The following is a 19,692-nucleotide window of genomic DNA, read 5'->3' on the forward strand; positions in this document are numbered from 1 at the left end:
GAGCCTAGACGCGGTCTTACGCTTTCGCGGACGGACAACGGCGTGTCTGGCACCAACCGCGCTACCCTAGTGGGCATGACTCCGCGTAACTTCCCGCGTTCCATCCGCATCGCCCTTGCTGTGCCTGCGCTTGCCGGCGCCGCCGCTTTCTCTGCTGCACCGCTGGCGTACGCTGCGTTCAGCGGTGACGAGCAGGTGCTCGCGCAGACAGCGACTGCGCTGTCCCCGACCGGTTTGTCCGAGAACGTCACTGACGACGCCGGGGTGCTCAGCGGCGCCGAGAAGCAGCAGATCGAATCGGCGATCCAGCAGTTGAAGCAGGACAAGCAGCTCAACGCGTATGTCGTCTACATGGACTCCTTCGGTGGCCAGGACCCCGCCGAGTGGGTGCGCGAAGCCATCACGGACAAGGGCCCGAACACGGCCGTTTTGGCGATCGCCACCGACGGCAAGTTCAACGTCAACGGGGGCAGCCAGTGGGACAGCAGTGATATCGACGCCATGTACGATGCCGCCTACAGCCAGCTCACCAGCAAGAACTACGGCGCGGCCGGTTTGGACGCGATCAATGCCGTGAACGGCTCCTCCGACGGCGAGGGCGCAGCGCTCGTTGCTGGTGGCCTGGGTGCGGCAGCTCTCGCCGGCGGCGGCTTCTACATGTACGGCCGCAACAAGAACAACAAGCGCGACCGGAAGCAGCTTGAGTCCGCTAGGGCCCTGGCCCCGGGCGACACCGAATCGCTCGGCCGCTTACCTACGCACACCCTGGAGGAACTCGCGCACGATGCGCTCGTCCAGACCGACGAGTCCATTCGCTTGGGCAAGGAAGAGCTCGAGATCGCTTCCGCAGAGTTCGGCGCCGACCGTGTTCGCCCCTTCACTTCCGCCATGAACCAGGCCACGTCTGAGCTGCAGCGCGCGTTCAACACCCACCAGCGGCTTGGCGACGCTATCCCGGAGACCGAGCCGGAAAAGCGCGCGATGCTCATCGACATCATCTCCTCCTGCGGCCAAGCCGAAGAAGCGCTCAAGGCCAAGGCGGAGGAGTTCCAGGAAATGCGCGGCGTGCTCATGAAGGCCAATGAGGAAGTGGACGCGATCTTCCAGCGCACTGTCGATTTGCGCGCCCGCATTGAGCCGGCCCGTGCGACGCTGAGCGACCTGCAGTCGCGTTACGACGAGCAACTGCTCTCCTCCATCACCCAGAACGTCGACATCGCCCAAGGTTCGATCCAGGAAGCGGAGGGGCAGCTCGAGCAGGCGCGTGGACTTGCCGCGCAGCCTGCCGGCCAGCAAGGCGCGCTCATTGACATCTTTCGCGGCGCCCAGCACGCGGTCGAGGTCGCCGACACCAACCTGCGGGCCATCGAGCACGCAGAGGCAAATATCTCCACCGCCCGCACGAACCTTCCCGCACTGATCCAGGAGATCCAAGACGAGCTGCAGGAGATTGAGCGACTCAAGCAGCAGACGAATCAGGGCGCGCGTATCGACGTCCGCGCCCTCGACGCCGTCTCCTCCCGCGCCCGCGAAGCACTCTCCCAGATGGGCAACCGCCCCGAGACAGACCCGTTGGCGCTGTACACCGAGCTCACCCACCTCGACGCCGACATTGACGAGCAGATCGACCAGGCCCGTGGTGTCGCCTCCGACCAGCAGCGCCGCCTGCAGCTTCTGGACCAGCAGCTCCAGGTAGCCAGCGCGCAAATCCAAGGTGCGGAAGACCTGATCAACTCCCGCGGACGCATCATTCGCTCCCGTGCCCGCACCTTGCTTGCGGAGGCAAAGCGCCAGTACGCCGAGGCACTCAACCGCCGCACTCAGGACACGAAGAACGCGATCGAGTTTGCGCGCGCCGCAACCGACTCCGCTCGCCGGGCCGTCAACGCCGCGAACGACGACATCACCTCCTACCGCAACCAGCAGACCACCCAGTCCATGAACACCATGGCCAACGCAATCATCTGGGGGTCCATCCTCGGTGGAGGCGGCGGTGGCGGCTTCGGTGGAGGAGGCTTCGGCGGTGGCGGCGGTGGCTTCTCCGGAGGCGGAGGCGGCGGTTTTGCCGGCGGCATGGGCGGTCGCGGCGGCAGCTTCTAGCTCGCTGCAACGACCGAAGCCGAAGCTTGTACGACAGCCCCGCTTCAGAGCAGGGGCATGGTGAGCGGGGAAGGACTCGGATCCATCCCGAACTCAACCTCACCAGACACTTAGGCCACGCCAGCTGCACGCCCCGTGAAGCGCTAAAAGCCCGGGGCAAGTGTGTCAGGTGGTGCTCTTGTGACTGAGTTCGGGATGAACGCTAGCTTTCGCTGACTCAGTACAGCGTGCGGCGGGCTGGCGTGTCTATCAGCGTCAACGCCCACGTGAGAAACACCAGATCCGCAAACGGCATGTCACGGGTCTGAGTGACGGCGAGGTCGAGGCCATTCTTCGGTGAGGTGGTGGCGCAGGGGGCGCCAGAGACGTCGATAAGCGTGCGGGTTTTAGAGAACGCACCGCCCCGCTCGAGCGTGTACGTGCGTGAACCGCAGCGCGCGGTCAGGGTTCCCACGCCGATACCCCGCGTGCGGACCGAGAACTTCTCCCCCGTGTCGCGCACCTCACCGGTGACCTTCCAGCTCACTGCCCCGGCCGAGTGCTTGACTTCGATGCTGACGTCGTCAGCAGACAAGGTGCCAGTCCCGGGATCGTAGAGGGCCAGGGGCGCACCGGTTTCGCTGAGCAGCGAATCCCCACGCCACGTTGCAGTGATCATGGAATGAGCAGCCAGACTGCGACGACGAAGACGCTCAAGAACACCATGAGCCCGATCAGCGCCGTCGTGTTGACCATTTTCCGATACTCAAGCACCAGGCGCGACACCCATGCCAGCCCGACGATGTGGTCCAGCGGCAAAGCCGTTTGGCTGTCCGGGTCAGCTGGGCTCGACGGGTGGGCAAGTTCGCTCGAGGTGTCGAACTCCAACACCGACCGGCGCACGCCATTGTGATCGGAGGTGAATTGGGCGACCTTGTTGCCGTTTGCGTCGTCGATGATCCAGTTCTTCGACGACTCGGCAATGAGCGTGTACGGCTCGCCGCCGATCATCACCGGGATCTGCTTATCGCGCTTGAGCGACGCCGGGGCCGACACGATCTCTTGGCCAGTCTCCGCGACGGTCGCCTTAGCTCCTGCTTCGGGGGTGGAGATGAGGGTCCAGGTGGAGCCGTCGGAAAGCGTGGCGCTGTCGTGCCTGAACTCCGCGAGCGTCTCCGGGCCTGCCTCTGCGAGTAGCTTCGGGGCGTCCCTGTCCGTGCGATCCCAGCTGACGTAGTGCATTAGCACCCCACCAGGCGGGCGGCGAGGTAGCTTTCCAGCTCGTCGAGCGGCACGCGCTCCTGCTCCATCGTGTCGCGCTCGCGCACTGTCACGGCCTTGTCCTCGAGCGAATCGAAGTCGAACGTGACGCAGAACGGGGTACCGATCTCATCTTGACGGCGGTAGCGGCGGCCAATCGCACCGGAGGTGTCGTAATCAATGCTCCAGTGCTGGCGCAGCGCCGCCGCGAGTTCCTCTGCCGGGCCGGAAAGCTCCGGCTTCTTCGACAGCGGCAGCACTGCGACCTTGATCGGCGACAAGCGCCGGTCGAGCTTCAGAACGACACGCTTATCGACGCCCCCTTTCGCGTTCGGTGCCTCATCCTCGTGGTAGGCATCAATCAGGAAGGCCATCATTGCGCGGCCCAAACCAGCAGCGGGCTCGATGCAGTACGGGATCCACCGCTCGCCGGATTCCTGGTCGAAGAAGGACAGGTCTTCGCCCGATGCTTCCGCGTGCGTCTTCAGGTCGTAGTCGGTGCGGTTGGCCACACCTTCAAGCTCGCCCCACTTAGAGCCCTGGAAACCGAATGCGTACTCCAAGTCGACCGTGCGCTTGGAGTAGTGGGACAGCTTCTCCTGCGGGTGCTCGTACAGGCGCAGGTTCTCCGGGTTGATGCCCAGGTCGATGTACCACTGGTGGCGGGTATCGATCCAGTACTGGTGCCACTGCTCGTCTTCGCCCGGTTTGACGAAGAACTCCATCTCCATCTGCTCGAACTCGCGGGTGCGGAAGATGAAGTTGCCCGGGGTGATCTCGTTGCGGAAGGACTTACCCACGTTGGCAATGCCGAACGGCGGCTTCATGCGTGCCGACGTCATGACGTTCTTGAAGTTCACAAAGATGCCCTGAGCTGTCTCTGGGCGCATGTAGTGCAGGCCCTCTTTGTCGTCGACGGGTCCAAGGTAGGTCTTCATCAGACCGGAGAACGCGCGCGGCTCCGTCCAGTTGCCGGGCTGGCCCGTCTCCGGATCGTTGATGTCAGCCAGGCCGTTAGCCGGCGGGTGGCCGTGCTTCTCTTCGTAGGCCTCCAGCAAGTGGTCTGCGCGGTAACGCTTGTGCGTGTGCAGCGACTCCACCAACGGGTCCGTGAAGACCTCGACGTGGCCGGAGGCGACCCACACCTGCGGCGGCAGGATGATCGAGGTATCCACGCCGACAACATCCGCGCGAGATTGCACCATCGTCTTCCACCACTGGCGCTTCAGGTTCTCCTTCAGCTCCACGCCGAGCGGACCGTAATCCCAAGCAGAACGGGTACCGCCGTAAATTTCACCAGCCGGATACACCAACCCGCGGCGCTTGCACAGATTGACGACGGTATCGATCGCAGTTGTTGCCATGGGCAGTTCAACTCTCCTCTTACAGGGTGCTTGGAAATATCTGGTCCAAGTGTAGCCGGTGCCCCGAACACCGGACTGGCCCGGTGCAGTAGGGGCACGACGATAGGCTAAAGAAGTGAAAATGAGACCATTTTGTTATTAGACTGGAATAAAATAAGGCGTTTGTTGATGTATAAACATAAGGATGTCTTGAAGTCGAGCACGAAAAGGAGGGGTGCACATGGTCGAGCCGCAGCTATTGCCGCAGTGGCCGGAGGACAAGCTGGCCCGCACCTCCGAGATCATTGGGGCTCTCGATTCGCCGTTGCGGTTGCAGATTATTCTGCTCCTCAATCAGCAGCCCCATGTCGTCCACGAGCTGGTCACCGAACTGGAGAAGTCCCAGCCGTTGGTGAGCCAGCACCTGCGGGTGTTGAAGAATGCTGGCCTGGTCAGTGCGACTCGAACTGGGCGCGAAATGGTCTACCGGCTGGCCATTCCATCCGTCATGAGCATCATCGAGTCCATTTCCGGCTTGACCGAGCAGGATTCCCGCGACGACCTGGCCGCCCGCCGCGCAGCTCGCAAGGGCCCGGACTTCGTTGATGCCACTGGCAGCGTCGGATCGGCGAGCGCTTTCGGGCCGATCGGCGACCACACCCCTGACGCGGACCCGGGCTTGATTCCTGACGGTCCGTCGCCGAGCCTATAGAGCATGAACTCTCGCCCATCCCGCCGCGAACCGGCGCCGAAGATCGGTGCCCGCAACACCCGCCAGCGCAGCGCGGTCATCGACGTACTGCGCGACATCGACCGCTTCGCGTCGGCCCAAGCAATCCACCGAGAGCTCAGCGACCGCGGACAAAAGGTCGGCTTAACGACGGTCTACCGCACCCTGCAAACCCTCGCCGACATCGGTGCCGTCGACGCCCTGAACTCCAACTCCGGCGAAACTCTCTACCGCCACTGCCTCACCGACCGGCACCACCACCACTTGGTGTGCACTTCCTGCGGGCGCAGCGAAGAAATCGAAGGCGGGCCTGTTGAGCAATGGGCCCAGCACGTGGCCCGCCAGTACGACTTTGAGATCTCCGGCCACGACGCCGAGGTCTTCGGCCTCTGCCCCGCCTGCCGCTAGTTCGCGGCAAAGATCTACGTGCGGCTATTTCGTGCCGCTATTTCGTGCCGCCGAAACGGCGGTCCCGCTTCGCGTACTCCAGCACGGCATCGTAGAGGTCTTCCTTGGTGAAATCCGGGAAGAGAATGTCCCGGTACACCATCTCCGCATACGCCGACTGCCACAACAGGAAGTTCGACGTCCGCTGCTCCCCCGAGGGGCGGAGGAACATGTCCACGTCCGGCATGTCCGGGCGGTACATGAACCTCGCCAGCGTCTCCTCTGAGATCTCCCCCGGTGCGAGTTTTCCTTCGGAGGCGAGCTGGGCGATGGTGCGAGTGGCGTCGATAAGCTCTGCTCTACCGCCGTAGTTAATGCACATCGCGAGCGTGAGGCCGGTGTTGTTCTTCGTCATTTCCTCCGCAGCCTCAAGCTCGCGGATCACCGAGCGCCACAGGCGCGGGCGGCGGCCAACCCACACAATGCGCACGTTCTTCGCATGCAGCTGGTCGCGCTCGGCGCGCATTACCTCGCGCGAGAACCCCATGAGGAAGCGGACCTCCTCACGCGAGCGGCGCCAATTCTCCGTCGAGAACGTGTACGCCGACAACCACTCCACCCCGCCCATCTCAATGCACGCATCGACCATGTCCATGAGAACCTTCTCACCGACGCGGTGGCCCTCCGTGCGGGGCATGCCGCGCTCCTGCGCCCACCGGCCGTTGCCGTCCATGACGAGCGCAATGTGGCGCGGAAAGAGTTCTGCCGGGATATCGGGGATGGCGTTCTGAGTCACGGATTCATTATGCCTGCTCCATGATCTTCAACGAAGACACTGCCGCCTCCAGGTGATACTGCAGGTGAGCGGTAGCAAGGCGGTGCGTTTGCGCTGCCGTCGTTTCGGTGAGGCGGTCCGCGGCGGCTGCGTCGTGGCCGTTGGTGAGTAGCCACATGATGTGGAGCGTGTCCTCCTCCACATCGAACGCACCGGGAGGCCGGCAGTTCAAACACGTGGCCCCGCCGAGTGCCGGGTGAAACGCGTGGTGGGGGCCGGGTTTGCCGCAGTTCGCGCAGTCGAACAAACTCAAACCCCAGCCAGCGTGGGCGGCGGCGCGGAGGATGAACGCGTCGAGCACCATCGTCGCCTGCTGCGCATCCTGGAGCCGCTTAATAGCCGTGCTGACCTCCGCGAACAAGGCTGGATCTGCCTCGCCCGCATAAGAGAGTCGTTCCGCCGACTCCAGCACGGCGCAGGCTGCTGTGTACCGGTCGAAATCCTCAATGATGCCGCTGCCGTAATAGGCGACCGTGTCCGCCTGCGTGATCGTGGCGAGGTTGCGGCCCGGGTACAGCTGCACATCAAGATCGACGAACGGTTGCACGCGCGAACCGAAACGGGACTTTGTTTTCCGCACCCCTTTAGCCACGCTGCGGACCAGCCCGTGGTTCTGGGTGAGCAAGACAACCACGCGATCAGCCTCACCGAAATCGTAGGTGCGCACGACGAAGGCGCGGTCGCGGAAACTGGGTTTAGAAGCCAAGGCGCCCCAAATGCTTTGGGTCCGACTGCCAGTTCTTCAACACCTTGATCCTCAGATCGAGGTAGACATTGCGGCCGAGCAGATCAATGATCTGCTTCCGCGATCGCTGGATGATCCCGCTCAGGCGACGGCCGTCACGGCCCTCGATGATCGTCTTCTGGCCAGGGCGCTCAAGGTACATCACCGCGTAGATCATGGCCCGCTTCGGGGTATTGCCGTCGTCGGGGTCCTCGTACATTTCGTCGATCTGGACGGCGACAGAGTGCGGCAGTTCGTCGCGCAGTCCCTTCAGAGCCTCTTCCCTGATGAGCTCTGCGATACGGGTCTCGGTGTCCTCATCCGTGACGTGGCCCTCCGGGTAGAAGCGCGGGCCTTCGGGGAGGTGCTTCGTCAGGACGTCCATCAGCACATCCAACTGAATCTGTTCCGTCGCGGACACTGGGACAACGTCAACGTCGTCACGGCCAGTGACCTCGGTGAGCAGGTCGTGGAGTTTCAACAGCTGCTCGCCGACCTGATCCTTGCCCGCCGCATCGAGCTTGGTCACGATCCCGACAATCGGCGTGTTCGGCTTCGTCTCCTTCACCGCGTCCAAGATCCAGCGGTCGCCCGGGCCGATTTTCTCGTTCGCCGGGACTGTCAGGCCGACCACGTCTACGTCCGCGAACGTGTCCTTGACCACGTCATTGAGACGCTCACCCAGCAGCGTGCGCGGGCGGTGCAGCCCGGGAGTATCTACCAGCACGATCTGCGCGTCCGGCCTATTCACGATGCCGCGAATCGGATGACGCGTCGTTTCCGGCTGATCCGCCATAATGGCGATCTTCTCCCCCACCAGCGCATTCGTCAGCGTCGACTTGCCCGTATTCGGGCGGCCCACAAAGCTGACGAACCCGGAGCGGAAACCCTCGGGCGTGTCCGTGAACTCGTTCGGCAGCGCGTCGACATCTGCTTGTGCTGCCGGACCTGTTTCTGGGCCAGCGATCGCTTGATCGAAGAAGTCTGCCGGGTCGTGCTGGTTGTCAGTGGGCTGGGAGGTCATATTTTCCAATCGTACGGGCCGGCAGGGGGTTCACCGGTTAGGGCGCGGTTTGGCCGCCACGAGACGGCGCGCGGGACTTCGGGCTCGGGCTAAATACTTTTTCAGTATCGCCTTTCGCGCTTCGCCCGCAGCGTTTTCGCAGGTGGGATTTCGACGGGATGGCTAGAAGGCGATACTGAGAATCTAGATCTTCCCCCAGAACTAGATTTCGGTGACCTCGAACTGTAGACGCGGGTTGGCGTAAGCGTCCTGGGACTCGATCAAGAGGAGCTCAGGCGAGTCTGCCTTGTAGGTGTTCTCCAGCAGATCGAAAACGGAAGAAGCCGTCTTGGCCAGGGCCTGCTTCGCAGCGTCAGGCGCGCCTGCAGCCTCAATGTAGTGGCCGGTGAACAGCGCGCAGGTGACGTCACCGGAACCATTGCGCTTGAACGGCAGGCGCGGAGTCTGCACCAGCCAGCGGCCGTGATTGTCCACGACGAGCATTTCGATGGTGTCTTCCGGCTGGTCGGGCCGGTTGACCGAGGTGACCAGGACGGTATCAGGCCCCATGGCACGAGCAGCTTCGACGGCGTCGAGTGTGGAATCGATGTCCGAAGCCTCTTTACCGGTCAGGTAGCCCAGCTCGAATTGGTTCGGGGTGATGATGTCCGCCACCGGAACCACCTTGTCCCGCAGCAGTGGCGGGATGTTGTCGGAGACGAAACAACCGGACTTCTCGTTGCCCATCACCGGGTCGCAGGAGTAGACCGCGTTGGGGTTCAGCGCTTTGACGCGAGCGACGGTGTCGACGATCACGTCGGCGATATCGTCACCACCCTGGTAGCCGGACAGCACGGCGTCGACACGGGCAAGGGCACCACGGGCTTCGATGCCGTCGACGATGGAGCGGACCTCCTCCGCGGGAATCATCGGGCCTTTCCACTCGCCATAACCGGTGTGGTTGGAGAAGTTGACGGTGTAGACCGGCCAGACCTCATGGCCGATGCGCTGGAGCGGGAACACCGCAGCGGAGTTGCCAACGTGGCCGTAGGAAACCGCAGACTGGATCGACAAAATGTTCTTCATGCGTTCCATTGTGCGCGCCGAGGTAGCTGCTACACAAAAGCGAACAATCCGGCCTTCTTCTCCGCTACTCCCCCGGTGCGGGACGGTAGGTGCGTGAGGTGCCTGAGTTACTCAGTTCGGGATGGTCCTGACGCTCGTCGGACTCAGTGTCCTCACGCTCCGGGATGAGCCGTTCAGGGACCTCGATCAGCACGGTGCGGACTTTGATGCGGCCGCGACGGTCGCGTCCGCCTTCGGCGGTGAAGAGCAGCTCAGAAACCTCAACAGAAGAACCTGGCAGGGGGACACGGCCGAGCTCATAGGACAGCAGACCGGCGACCGTTTCGACGTTGTCTGTGATTTCCTCGGTGAATTCAAGCGTGAAGCCGAGCTCGTCGGAAAAGTAATCCACAAGGTCATCGAGCGGGAGGCGTGCTTGGGCGCGGAAAGCCCGCGACGTAGCGGCCGCCTGGGCGAGGGTGTCCCGCGGGTCCGTGATCAGGGTGGACCCTTCGACTTCCGTGGTGTCGACAAGTTCTGCCGAGTCGACCGGCTTGATGGGTGCTTCCTCATCCTCGTCGTACTCGTCAGCGATCTCACCGACAATCTCCTCGAGAATGTCTTCCATGGTGATGAGGCCGGCGATGCCGCCGTATTCGTCGACAAGCACTGCAATGTGAGTCTGCTCCTGCTGCATCTCTTGAAGCAGATCGTCGAGCGGCTTGGAATCCGGCATGAACATCGGCTCGCGCATCAGATCAGTCACGGGCACGCCGGTGCCGCTGTCGGTGCGGTTGTAGGTCTTTTCGATGACGTCTTTAAGGTAGATGATGCCCACAATGTCGTCGACGCTCTCCCCGATGACCGGGACACGTGAGTGGCCGGAGCGGATCAGCAGGTTCGCAGCCTGGCCGGCGGACTTCTCCGACTCGATCCACACGATGTCCGGGCGCGGCACCATGACTTGGCGCGCGTGGGTGTCGGCCAGGTCGAAGATGTTCTGGATCATGCGCCGCTCGGTCGTTTCCACCACGCCTTGCTCTTGGGCGATGTCGACGGCTTCGCGCAGTTCCACATCGGTGGCGTAGGGGTTCTCTAGGTCCTCGTCGCCAGGGGTGATCACGTTGCTCACCCAGATGAGCAGCTTCGACAGCGGGCCGAGCACTGTGTAGACAACGGTGAGGATTTGCGCTGCCCGCAGCGAGATCGCGTACGGATTGAGTTTGCCGGCACGGCGGGCATTCATGCCGACGATGCCGAAGCGCAGCAACGTCACCGCGAGGATGGCGGCAGCAATGGCCCAGCCGCGCGACGGAATGAGCTCAAAGGCCGCCAACAAAGCGAACACGGCGGCGACTGTGTCCAGCACCATCTGGATCAGCGCCAACAGACTCAAGTGATTCGGCTTCGAGTCGACCACCCGCAACAGGGCCGCGGAACCGGAGACGTCGTCCTTGGCCATCGTCTCCACGCGGGCGCGCGAAATGGGTACCAGGGCGGACTCGAGCATTTTGATCACGCCCGCTGCCAGCAGCGAGATGATCGAAATCAGGCCGAAAGTGATCCAGGGGTTCACAGGTGGTTACTGCTCCCCGCCGCGGTTGTTGTCCTGTTCCTCGACAAGCCCGTCCAGCTCTTGCCGGTCCGCTCCCGAGGGGAAGGCATGCCGGCCGTCAGGTTTGGGCTGGTACTCGATACCGCGGGCTGAAAGGTCGTCGTACCAGTCGGCGAGGATCTCGTTCTGCAGGCCGAACATTTCCCGCTCGTCGGCGGGTGTCGCGTGGTCGTATCCGAGCAGGTGCAACACTCCGTGGACAGTGAGCAGCGCCATCTCGTGGCCCAGCGGGTGGCCCGCAGCCTCGGCTTGTTTCCGGTCGTAGTCCGGGCAGAGGATAATGTCGCCGAGCATCGCCGGGCCGATCGCGGCTGCGTCGGGGCGCCCGGAGCCGGGGCTGAGCTCGTCCATCGGGAAGCTCATCACGTCGGTGGGGCCGGGCAAATCCATCCAGCGCATGTGCAGATCCGCCATGGTCGATGAGTCGACGCAGGTGATGGTCACCTCGGTGTCGGGGTGGACATCAAGGGCGGTGAGGGCGAAGGATGCGACGTCGACAAGCATTTCCTCGTTGACGTCGGTCTCACCGGATTCGTTGAGGACTTCGATGCTCACTCTTTCTCCTCCTGATCCTGCTGCCGAGCCTGCGAGGCAGCATGCTTGCCGGTCGGCCCAGCGGGTGCTGCAGCCTCGGCATCCCAGCGCTCAGCGCGCTGCGCGTCGTACGAGTCGTAGGCGGCGACGATGCGCCCGACCAGCTGGTGGCGCACCACATCGTTGGCGTCGAACTCTTGGAAGTGGATCTCTTTGATCCCGCGTAGGATCTGGCGCACAACCCGCAGGCCGGAGACCACGCCGCGGGGCAGGTCAACCTGGGAAATGTCGCCGGTGACCACCATTTTGGACCCGAAGCCCAAGCGGGTGAGGAACATTTTCATCTGAGCAGGGGTGGTGTTTTGCGCCTCGTCGAGGATGACAAAAGCGTCGTTAAGCGTGCGTCCGCGCATGTACGCAAGCGGGGCGACCTCGATGATGCCGGCTTCCATGAGTTTCGGGATCATCTCGGGGTCGAGCATGTCGCGCAACGCGTCGTACAGCGGCCGCAGGTACGGGTCGATTTTGTCGTTCAGGGTGCCGGGCAAAAAGCCCAGCTTCTCCCCTGCCTCCACAGCGGGGCGGGTGAGGATGATGCGTTTGACCTGCTTGGATTGCAGCGCCTGCACTGCCTTCGCCACCGCCAGGTAGGTCTTACCGGAACCAGCGGGGCCGATACCGAACACGATCGTGTTCTCGTCGATCGCATCGACGTACTCGCGCTGACCTGCGGTCTTGGGGCGAATCACCTTGCCGCGCCGGGCAATGATCTCCTGGCCGAGAATGTCCGCGACGGACTCCGGCGCATCCGAGGCCATGATGTCCACTGCGTGCGTCACCGCGTCGACTGTGATGACGATGCCGCGGCGCGCCATCGCCTCCACCTCATCCAACACGCGGGCAGCGTAGGCGACATCCTCGACCGGCCCGCGCAGCGTGACGTTCGTGCCGCGCGCGAAAACGTCCGCACCAAGCAGGTCGTTGAGGGTGCGCAGGTTCTCATCATTAACGCCCAAGATCGCCTGGGCGTGTTCAGGGTCGAGCTCGTGCGAGCGTGTGACCAGTTCTGCCATGCGGTTCACACTACCAGCGGTGCGTCAACGCACCGATCGCGCTCAACGCGGCCAGCGCGGCACTCGCGGTGCGCAGTACTTCCGGCCCCATGCTTATCGACGCCGCAGGGATCCCCGCAAGTTCCTCCTGCCCGATCCCGCCTTCGGGACCGACAATGAGATACAGGTGGTCGACGTCAAGGTCTATGTCTTTGATGCTGGTGCTGGCATCTTCGTGCAGGACGTAGGCGGCGTGGCCGCGTACGAGTTCCGCGAGCTGGTTCGTGGTCACCGGCTCACGGACCTCCGGCACCCAGGCACGGCGGGACTGCTTGGCCGCCTCCCGGGCAGTGGCCTGCCACTTCTCTACGTTCTTGGCCACCTTCGGGCCCTGCCACCGTGCGATGGTGCGGTGGGAGATCCACGGGATGATCTCGTCTGCTCCACCCTGGACGGCCAGATCGACGGCGAGTTCGGCGCGTTCCGATTTCGGAATGGCCTGCACCACCGTCACCTGCGGCCGCGGCTGTGGAACGTCGTCCACCCGCAGGACCTCTCCCACCAGAGAATCCTTGCCAGTGATCTCGGTGACGGAGATTTCGGCGGTGCGGCCGGAGCCGTCGATAAGCATGATGTGCTCGCCGGTTTCAATGCGTTTGACCGTGACGGCGTGGCGTCCTTCTGGGCCGTCGAGGCGGCCCGCGGCCGGGTCGTCGCAGAGAAAATACGGCAGGCTCATAGCTTAGCGGCGGAAACGGTCCCGGAGCCGGCCGAAGAAGCTCTCCTCACCGGGAGCTTCCTCTTGGACGTGGGCGGATTCCTTGCACCCGGCGCGCAGATCCTCGAGCGCGCGGCGCTCATCCTTGGTCAGCGTCTCCGGCACGACGACCTCGACGTGGGCGATCAAGTCGCCGGCGCCCTCGGCGCGCAGACGCGGCATGCCCTCGCCCTCGAGGACGATCTGCTCATTCGGCTGCGTGCCTGCCGGGATCTCGATCGTGGTGGTCTCCCCAGCGAGATCCTCGACCTCGAGGCTCGTGCCCAAAGCGGCGTCATACATCGGCATGGAGACCTTCAAGTGCAAGTTCTCCCCGTCGCGGACGAACACCGGGTGGTCCTCGGTGGCGACCTCCACGTACAGGTCGCCGGCAGCGCCGCCGCCATGGCCGACCTCACCCTGGCCCGCCATACGGATGCGCATTCCGGAGACAATGCCGGCTGGAATATTCACCGTGATGTCGCGGCGGGAACGCACGCGCCCCTGACCGCCGCACTTCTGGCACGGGTCGGTGATGATCTCGCCGAAGCCCTGGCACTTAGGGCAGCTCGATGTTGTCATGATGTTGCCCAGGAAGGACTGCTGCACCTGCTGAACCTGGCCTTGCCCGCCACAGTTATCACAGGTGACGGGCTTGGATTCAGACTCGGATCCAGTGCCGCGGCAGTGCTCGCACACCACTGCGGTGTCGACGGTGACGTCCTTGCGGGTTCCGGAGTACGCCTCCGCCAGCGAAATGCTGGTGCGCAACAGTGCGTCGTTGCCCGGCTGGACGCGCGAGCGCGGGCCGCGGCCGCCGCCTGCGCCAGCGTCACCGAAGAACGCCTCGAAAATGTCACCGAAGCCGAAGCCGCCACCGCCCGGCGCGGCGGCCCCCTGCTCCATCGGGTCCCCGCCACGGTCGACGATCGCCCGCTTCTGCGGATCCAGCAGCACCTCCTGCGCCACGGAGATTTCGCGGAACTTCTCCGCGGCTTCATCCGTGTCGTTCACGTCGGGGTGGTACTTGCGTGCGAGACGTCGATAAGCTTTCTTGATCTCCGCATCCGACGCGTTCTGGTCAACCCCGAGGATGCCGTAGTAATCGCGGGCCATCTAAATCCTTTCCTCTCCGGCGAGAATGTGGCTAATGTACTGTGCCACCGCCGCAACCTTTTGAATCGTACCGGGGTAGTCCATGTACGTCGGGCCGAGGACCCCCAGACCACCCAGCGTCTCGCCCGCCGCACCGTAACCCGTGGTCACGATGCTGGCCTTGCTCAGCTCCTCATCCTCATTCTCCTGCCCGATCACCACCGACACATTGCCCAGCTCAGGCAGGTTTGCCAGCAGCTTGAGTACGACAACCTGCTCCTCGAGTGCCTCGACCACGCTAAGCAGATCCGTGGTCATCGGGACAAGGTTCGCCGCGCCTGCGATAAGCACACGGTCGCTTGGCTTTTCGACGAGCGTATCAATCACCACAGCAATCGCCCTGGTCACATGATCCGGGGCGTCTTGGGCAATCGTCGCCAGGGCAGTCGACGCATCCGACATCGTCTTGCCCTCCAAGACGCGGTTGAGTAGATCCCGCAGCTGCGCGGTCTCCTCATCACTGATCGGACCGGCGAGCTCGACGTTGCGCTGGTCCACGCGGCCGGTGTCAGTAATGAGCACGAGCAGCAACCTCGTGGGGGTGAGTGCCACGACCTCGCAGTGCTTCACTCGGGAGACACTGAGGGTCGGCAGCTGCACCACAGCCGCTTGGCGGGTCAGCTGCGCGAGCAGGTGGGCCGAACGGCGCATGATGTCCTCCAAGTCCACAGAGGACTCGAGGAAGTCGGAGATCGCGCGGCGCTCCGGCAGCGAGAGGGGCTTGACGTCGTTAATGGCATCGACGAAGGCGCGGTAGCCCTTCTCCGTGGGTACACGCCCCGAGCTCGCGTGCGGCTGGGCGATGAAGCCCTCCGCCTCCAGCACCGCCATGTCGTTGCGGATCGTGGCGGAACTGACGTTCAGTTTGTGCCGCTCCACCAGGGTCTTCGACCCGACCGGCTCCTGCGACGCGATGTAGTCCGCGACGATCGCGCGCAGCACCGCCTGCCTACGGTCGCGTGCGGGACCCGCCATGTTTAGCACTCTCCTTTGTTGACTGCTAAACCGAGTGTAGCGCTGACTTACTCGGCGGCCAAGATGTCGGTGACGATGCCGTCGGCAAGCAAACGGCCCTTATCCGTGACCGCAATGCGCTCACCTGTCGTGAGAAGACCGGCGTCACGGTGCTTGCGGAGCACCGCTTCAGCGCCTGGCTGGATCCAGCTGCGCGGGATGCCCTCTTTGAGGCGGAGGCCGAGCATGATCTGCTCGAAGTGGTGCTCGGCATCCGTGATGGTTTCCTCACTGGCGATGGGCAGCTGACCCGTCGCCAGTTTCTGGTTGTATGTTTCCGGCCGCTTGACGTTCATGAACCGCGTCCGGCCGACATACCCGTGCGCGCCCGGGCCGGCACCCCACCAGTTCCCGCCGCGCCAATAGATCAAGTTGTGCTGGCACTCCCCGCCCGGCTTAGCCCAGTTGGACACCTCGTACCAGCCGAACCCAGCTTCTTCCAGCGTGCTGGCGATGAGTTCGTAGCGGTCCGCGTAGGTATCCTCGTCCGGGGCCGGCAGCTGGCCCTTGTTGATCTTCCGGGCCATCGCGGTGCCGTCCTCCACAATGAGTGAGTAGGCGGACACGTGATCCACCCCGGCGTCGAGGACGTGGTCGAGGCTCTTCTTCACATCATCTTCCGTCTCTGTCGGGGTGCCGTAGATCAGGTCGAGATTGACGTGTTCAAACCCGGCCCGTTGCGCATCCTTTGCCGCGGCGACAGCACGGCCGGGGGTGTGCTGGCGGTCCAGGATCTTCAGCACCGGCGTGCTTGCAGACTGCATCCCCAACGACACCCGCGTGAACCCCGCCCTTTTGAGACCCTCGAAATATTCCGGGCTTGTCGACTCCGGATTCGACTCCGTAGTCACCTCCGCATCCGGTTTCAACCCGAAGGTTCTTTTGATAGTGTCCAGGATCCTGCCCAGCCCGTCCGCCCCTAGCAGCGACGGCGTGCCGCCGCCGATGAAGACCGTGTCGACCCCACCGGTGAGGTCTGTACTGGCCGCGCCCATTTCCAACTCACGCTCCAACGCGTCCAGGTAGGCCGCGTAGGAAGTCTCCGTTTCCGACGGTGTATAGGTGTTGAAGTCGCAGTACCCGCACCGTGTCGCACAGAACGGGACGTGGACGTACACGCCGAACCCGCTCGAGTGGTCCCTGTCCGCGCCGCGCCCACCGTCCGCGCCCATCACCTCTAAGACGCGCACACCGTTCGCGCCCCTGCCGCGGCTGGAAGTAGAACCATCAGAATTGGCCATGGGGTCAACTCTAAAGCCCGCCAAGATATCGTTTGCATCCTTGCCGGTTCAAGCTCTAAAAGCGCAGGTCAGATTTAGCTTCCCCGACAAGGATGCAAACTATATCTGGAGGCGGGCCAGGACGGTGCCCATGGGCGGTTCCGGCGGGGCCAATGAGGCCGATGTGGCCAGTGGGGTTGGTGAGGTTGAGTTCGGGTTGAGCTCTAGCGCCGCGGCGCGCCCTACGCGCGCCCTGTGGGGCCTACGCGCCGCGGCGGGAGCGCTTCGCCGCGACCTTGGCGACGATGGCGTCGACACGCGCGCGCTCCTCCAGGAACGCCGGCGGGTTACAGCCGCGCATGGCACGGGTGAAACCCGGGTGCTCAGCCACGACGGAGTCGAGCCAGCCGTCGACGGCAGACTCAACGAGTTCACCGACACGGAAGTAAAGCTGCGGCAGGGACACCGCCGCGAGGTTCTGGGCGACCATGTCCGTCTGCTCGAGGGTGTACTCGACGACTTCACCCAGGTGCTGGACGATCAGGTCGGTGCGCTGGGTGCACGCCTCAGACATGTCTTTGACCGGGGCGGGCGAGCTGAGCGGGAACAGCTCGTACAGCGCGGAGGCGTCGAGAGTTTCCGGCTCCGGGATGCGCTCCTCCAACGGCAGTGCGGCGGAGATAGAGCCCGCCCGCACACCGGAGACGAGCGCCTGGCGCAGGCCGATCAGCTCACCGACCACGCGGCGCGCATCGGTGCGGGCGTCGTCGACGATCTCGGCGAATTCGGCGAGGCAGTCGTCGGTCAGTTCGCCGTCGTAGTCGGCGATCGCCTCGGCGATGTGCTCGATGTATTCGACCACTTCATCGCCGATATTGTAGACCTCTTGAGTGAGCTCGCGGTGGCGTAGCGTCGCAGCAGTCCGGTGCACACTCGCCTCCTTCTGGCTTCCCTGGCTGACACACCGTCAGTGTCGGTGGTTGACTCTATGCCAGAAGTTCACAGGTACCCGTACGGCACGCCGAGAAGTTATCCGTAGAGCTTCCGCATCTGGTGCGCGAAGCTCTCCAACACGGCCGGACGCTTGACTTTCAGGGACGGGGTGAGTTCGCCGTCTGCCTCGGTGAGGTCGCGCGGGAGGATGCGGAATTTCTTGATCGCCTCAGCCTTCGAAACAGCGTGGTTGGTGCGGTTGACGGCGTCTTGGATTTCCATGCGCAGGTCGTTGCGTTTCGCCAGCTTGTAGGTGGGGGCGTCTGGGTCGATGCCGCGGGCTTCCTTCCAGGATGTCAGGGCGTCCTCGTCGAGCGCGATGAGCGCACCGATGAAGGGCTTTCCGTCCCCGACGACGACTGCCTGGGAGATCAGCGGATCCTGGCGCAGCAGCTCCTCGAGCGGCTGCGGGGCGACGTTCTTGCCGCCGGATGTGACCAGCAGATCCTTCTTGCGGCCGGTGATCGAAATGTTTCCCTTCTCGTCGATTTCGCCGAGGTCGCCGGTGTGAAAATAGCCGTCGATAAGCGCTTCTTTCGTGGCCTCCTCATTGCCCCAGTACCCGGTGAACACGCCCGGGCCGGCGAAGCAGATCTCGCCCTCGTCGCTGATTTTCGCCGTGTAGCCCATCATCGGTTTGCCCACGGAGCCGATCTTGCGGTCGTCGCCGAAGCTCAAGGCGGCGGCGGAGGAGGTTTCGGTCAGGCCGTAGCCCTCGTACACCGGCAGGCCAGCGCCGCGGTAGAAGTGGCCGAGCGGCACGCCGAGTGCGGAACCGCCGGAGATGCCGTATTCCATCTTGCCACCGAGCGCTTCGCGGATCTTGGAGTAGACCAGCTTGTCAAAGACGGCGCGCTTGAGCTTGAGCACCAGTGACGGCCCGCCCGCATCGAGCGATTCGGAGTATGCGATGGCGGTCTTTTCGGCCTCGGCGAAGATCTTCGCACCGATCGCGGAGCCATCCGATGCTTTACGACGAGCAGCATCGCGCACCTTCTCATACACGCGCGGGACGCCTAGAACCAGATCGGGCTTGACCCGCTGGAACTCGGCCGCGATGGTGGACACGTCCTGCCAGTGGGACTGGGTGGTCTCGCCGAGGGTGGCGGCGAGGTGGACCGAGCGCGCCATGACGTGCGCGAGCGGAAGGTAAGTGACCACCTTGTTGCCGCGGTGGGCTACCTGGCCGGCCGGGTGAGCCAACAGACCGCGGACCTGGAAGATCCAGTTCAGGTGGGTGATCATGCACCCCTTGGCGCGGCCGGTGGTGCCGGAGGTGTAGACGAGGGAGGCGATGTCATCGTGGGAGATGCCCGCGATGCGCTCGTCGAGTTCCTCGTCAGAAACGGAGCGGCCGGCTTCTTTGAGCTTGTCCATGCCGCCGTCGTCGAAAAGCAGGATTTCGCGCAGATGAGAGTTGGTGACGTGCTCGAAGAGCACACCGTGGTCGTGGGTCTCGCCAAGGGCGATGACCGCGCCGGAGTCTTCGACGATCCACTGCACCTGCTCGAGCGAACTGGACGGGTAGATCGCTGCGGTGGTCAGCCCGGCGGCCATGATGGCGAAGTCAGCGACCGGCCACTCGTAGCGCGCGCCGGAGAGCAGCGCGATGCGGTCGCCCTTCTGGGCACCGAGAGCAATGAGACCCTTGGCCGCTTCACGGACCTCCGCGACGAACTCGGCGGCGGTCACGTCCACCCACTCGTGGGCTTCGGGCTTGGTGAACAAGACAATGTCCGGCCGCTTCTCAGCATTAGCTACTAATGCCGAAAAGCAGTTTTCGTCGGGGGCGACGGTGAACGGGGCATCAACAGTGAAGGTCTTCAAGGTCATGGGGAGCTCCTTTGGCACTCCTAGGCCATAAGTTTGGCCACACAAACAGTTTTGTGTGGCCAAAATAACAGGAATCTGTTCCCCGTGTGAAGT

The 19,692-nt window shown here is 63.6% G+C and carries 19 protein-coding genes; 3 read left to right on the forward strand and 16 right to left on the reverse strand.

Translation table 11 applies throughout. The annotated features are described in order from the left end of the window. The first annotated feature begins 75 nt into the window (after positions 1–75). Positions 76–2,100: a TPM domain-containing protein gene (locus KBX07_RS07060; protein ID WP_256023540.1), complete on the forward strand. Its 2,025-nt coding sequence runs from the start codon at positions 76–78 to the stop codon at positions 2,098–2,100. Between the two features lie 217 nt (positions 2,101–2,317). Here the strand turns inward: KBX07_RS07060 and KBX07_RS07065 are convergent, their stop codons facing one another. From KBX07_RS07065 to KBX07_RS07075, 3 genes are read right to left on the reverse strand one after another with little or no spacing between them, the layout of a single operon-like run. Further along, positions 2,318–2,758, reverse strand: a complete 441-nt coding sequence (locus tag KBX07_RS07065) for a hypothetical protein (protein ID WP_256023542.1) — start codon at positions 2,756–2,758, stop codon at positions 2,318–2,320. Further along, positions 2,755–3,321, reverse strand: a complete 567-nt coding sequence (locus tag KBX07_RS07070) for a hypothetical protein (RefSeq protein WP_256023544.1) — start codon at positions 3,319–3,321, stop codon at positions 2,755–2,757. Before KBX07_RS07070 ends, KBX07_RS07065 begins: the two co-directional genes overlap by 4 nt. After that, positions 3,321–4,703, reverse strand: a complete 1,383-nt coding sequence (locus KBX07_RS07075; protein ID WP_256019298.1) for a glycine--tRNA ligase — start codon at positions 4,701–4,703, stop codon at positions 3,321–3,323. Before KBX07_RS07075 ends, KBX07_RS07070 begins: the two co-directional genes overlap by 1 nt. A 220-nt stretch (positions 4,704–4,923) precedes the next feature. Between KBX07_RS07075 and KBX07_RS07080 the strand changes: the two genes are divergently transcribed. Then, positions 4,924–5,394, forward strand: coding sequence for a helix-turn-helix transcriptional regulator (locus KBX07_RS07080; RefSeq protein ID WP_256003035.1), 471 nt, complete (start codon positions 4,924–4,926; stop codon positions 5,392–5,394). A gap of 3 nt (positions 5,395–5,397) precedes the next feature. Then, entirely contained in the window at positions 5,398–5,820 is a 423-nt protein-coding gene (locus KBX07_RS07085) for a Fur family transcriptional regulator (protein WP_005289350.1), read from the forward strand. A 37-nt stretch (positions 5,821–5,857) separates the two neighbouring features. On the opposite strand, the gene KBX07_RS07090 is transcribed toward KBX07_RS07085, so the two are convergent. From KBX07_RS07090 to KBX07_RS07150, 13 genes are all read right to left on the reverse strand, one after another. Next, positions 5,858–6,595, reverse strand: coding sequence for an isoprenyl transferase (locus tag KBX07_RS07090; RefSeq protein ID WP_005289348.1), 738 nt, complete (start codon positions 6,593–6,595; stop codon positions 5,858–5,860). 7 nt (positions 6,596–6,602) lie between these two features. Continuing rightward, positions 6,603–7,340, reverse strand: coding sequence for a DNA repair protein RecO (gene recO / locus KBX07_RS07095; protein ID WP_005289346.1), 738 nt, complete (start codon positions 7,338–7,340; stop codon positions 6,603–6,605). Continuing rightward, positions 7,330–8,382, reverse strand: a complete 1,053-nt coding sequence (era, locus tag KBX07_RS07100; protein WP_256003040.1) for a GTPase Era — start codon at positions 8,380–8,382, stop codon at positions 7,330–7,332. The genes recO and era overlap by 11 nt, the downstream gene beginning before the upstream one ends. Positions 8,383–8,583: 201 nt before the next feature. Continuing rightward, positions 8,584–9,456 (reverse strand): pyridoxal kinase PdxY, encoded by an 873-nt coding sequence (pdxY, locus tag KBX07_RS07105; protein WP_255995566.1) that lies wholly within the window; start codon positions 9,454–9,456, stop codon positions 8,584–8,586. 55 nt (positions 9,457–9,511) lie between these two features. After that, positions 9,512–11,002 carry a hemolysin family protein gene (locus KBX07_RS07110; protein WP_256023546.1) on the reverse strand — a complete coding sequence of 497 codons (1,491 nt, stop codon included), beginning with the start codon at positions 11,000–11,002 and terminating at the stop codon, positions 9,512–9,514. Between the two features lie 6 nt (positions 11,003–11,008). Then, positions 11,009–11,596: an rRNA maturation RNase YbeY gene (ybeY, locus tag KBX07_RS07115; protein ID WP_256003049.1), complete on the reverse strand. Its 588-nt coding sequence runs from the start codon at positions 11,594–11,596 to the stop codon at positions 11,009–11,011. Next, positions 11,593–12,648: a PhoH family protein gene (locus tag KBX07_RS07120; RefSeq protein WP_256023547.1), complete on the reverse strand. Its 1,056-nt coding sequence runs from the start codon at positions 12,646–12,648 to the stop codon at positions 11,593–11,595. The genes ybeY and KBX07_RS07120 overlap by 4 nt, the downstream gene beginning before the upstream one ends. Before the next feature lie 10 nt (positions 12,649–12,658). Continuing rightward, on the reverse strand, positions 12,659–13,366 hold the full coding sequence (locus KBX07_RS07125) for a 16S rRNA (uracil(1498)-N(3))-methyltransferase (protein ID WP_256023549.1): 708 nt from the start codon (positions 13,364–13,366) through the stop codon (positions 12,659–12,661). Positions 13,367–13,369: 3 nt separating this feature from the next. After that, complete coding sequence (dnaJ, locus tag KBX07_RS07130; RefSeq protein WP_256019307.1) at positions 13,370–14,500, reverse strand: molecular chaperone DnaJ; 1,131 nt, start codon at positions 14,498–14,500, stop codon at positions 13,370–13,372. Continuing rightward, positions 14,501–15,514, reverse strand: coding sequence for a heat-inducible transcriptional repressor HrcA (gene hrcA / locus KBX07_RS07135; RefSeq protein ID WP_005289329.1), 1,014 nt, complete (start codon positions 15,512–15,514; stop codon positions 14,501–14,503). It lies immediately after the preceding gene. Positions 15,515–15,561: 47 nt separating this feature from the next. Continuing rightward, entirely contained in the window at positions 15,562–16,725 is a 1,164-nt protein-coding gene (hemW, locus tag KBX07_RS07140) for a radical SAM family heme chaperone HemW (RefSeq protein WP_256023643.1), read from the reverse strand. A 310-nt stretch (positions 16,726–17,035) separates the two neighbouring features. Continuing rightward, entirely contained in the window at positions 17,036–17,704 is a 669-nt protein-coding gene (locus tag KBX07_RS07145) for a hypothetical protein (RefSeq protein WP_005289323.1), read from the reverse strand. Positions 17,705–17,802: 98 nt separating this feature from the next. Next, positions 17,803–19,599: a long-chain fatty acid--CoA ligase gene (locus tag KBX07_RS07150; protein ID WP_256023551.1), complete on the reverse strand. Its 1,797-nt coding sequence runs from the start codon at positions 19,597–19,599 to the stop codon at positions 17,803–17,805. Positions 19,600–19,692: the final 93 nt, after the last annotated feature.

Origin of the sequence: Corynebacterium sp. CCUG 70398, assembly GCF_024454055.1 — a bacterium.
GTDB classification, from domain to species: Bacteria; Actinomycetota; Actinomycetes; order Mycobacteriales; family Mycobacteriaceae; genus Corynebacterium; species Corynebacterium genitalium.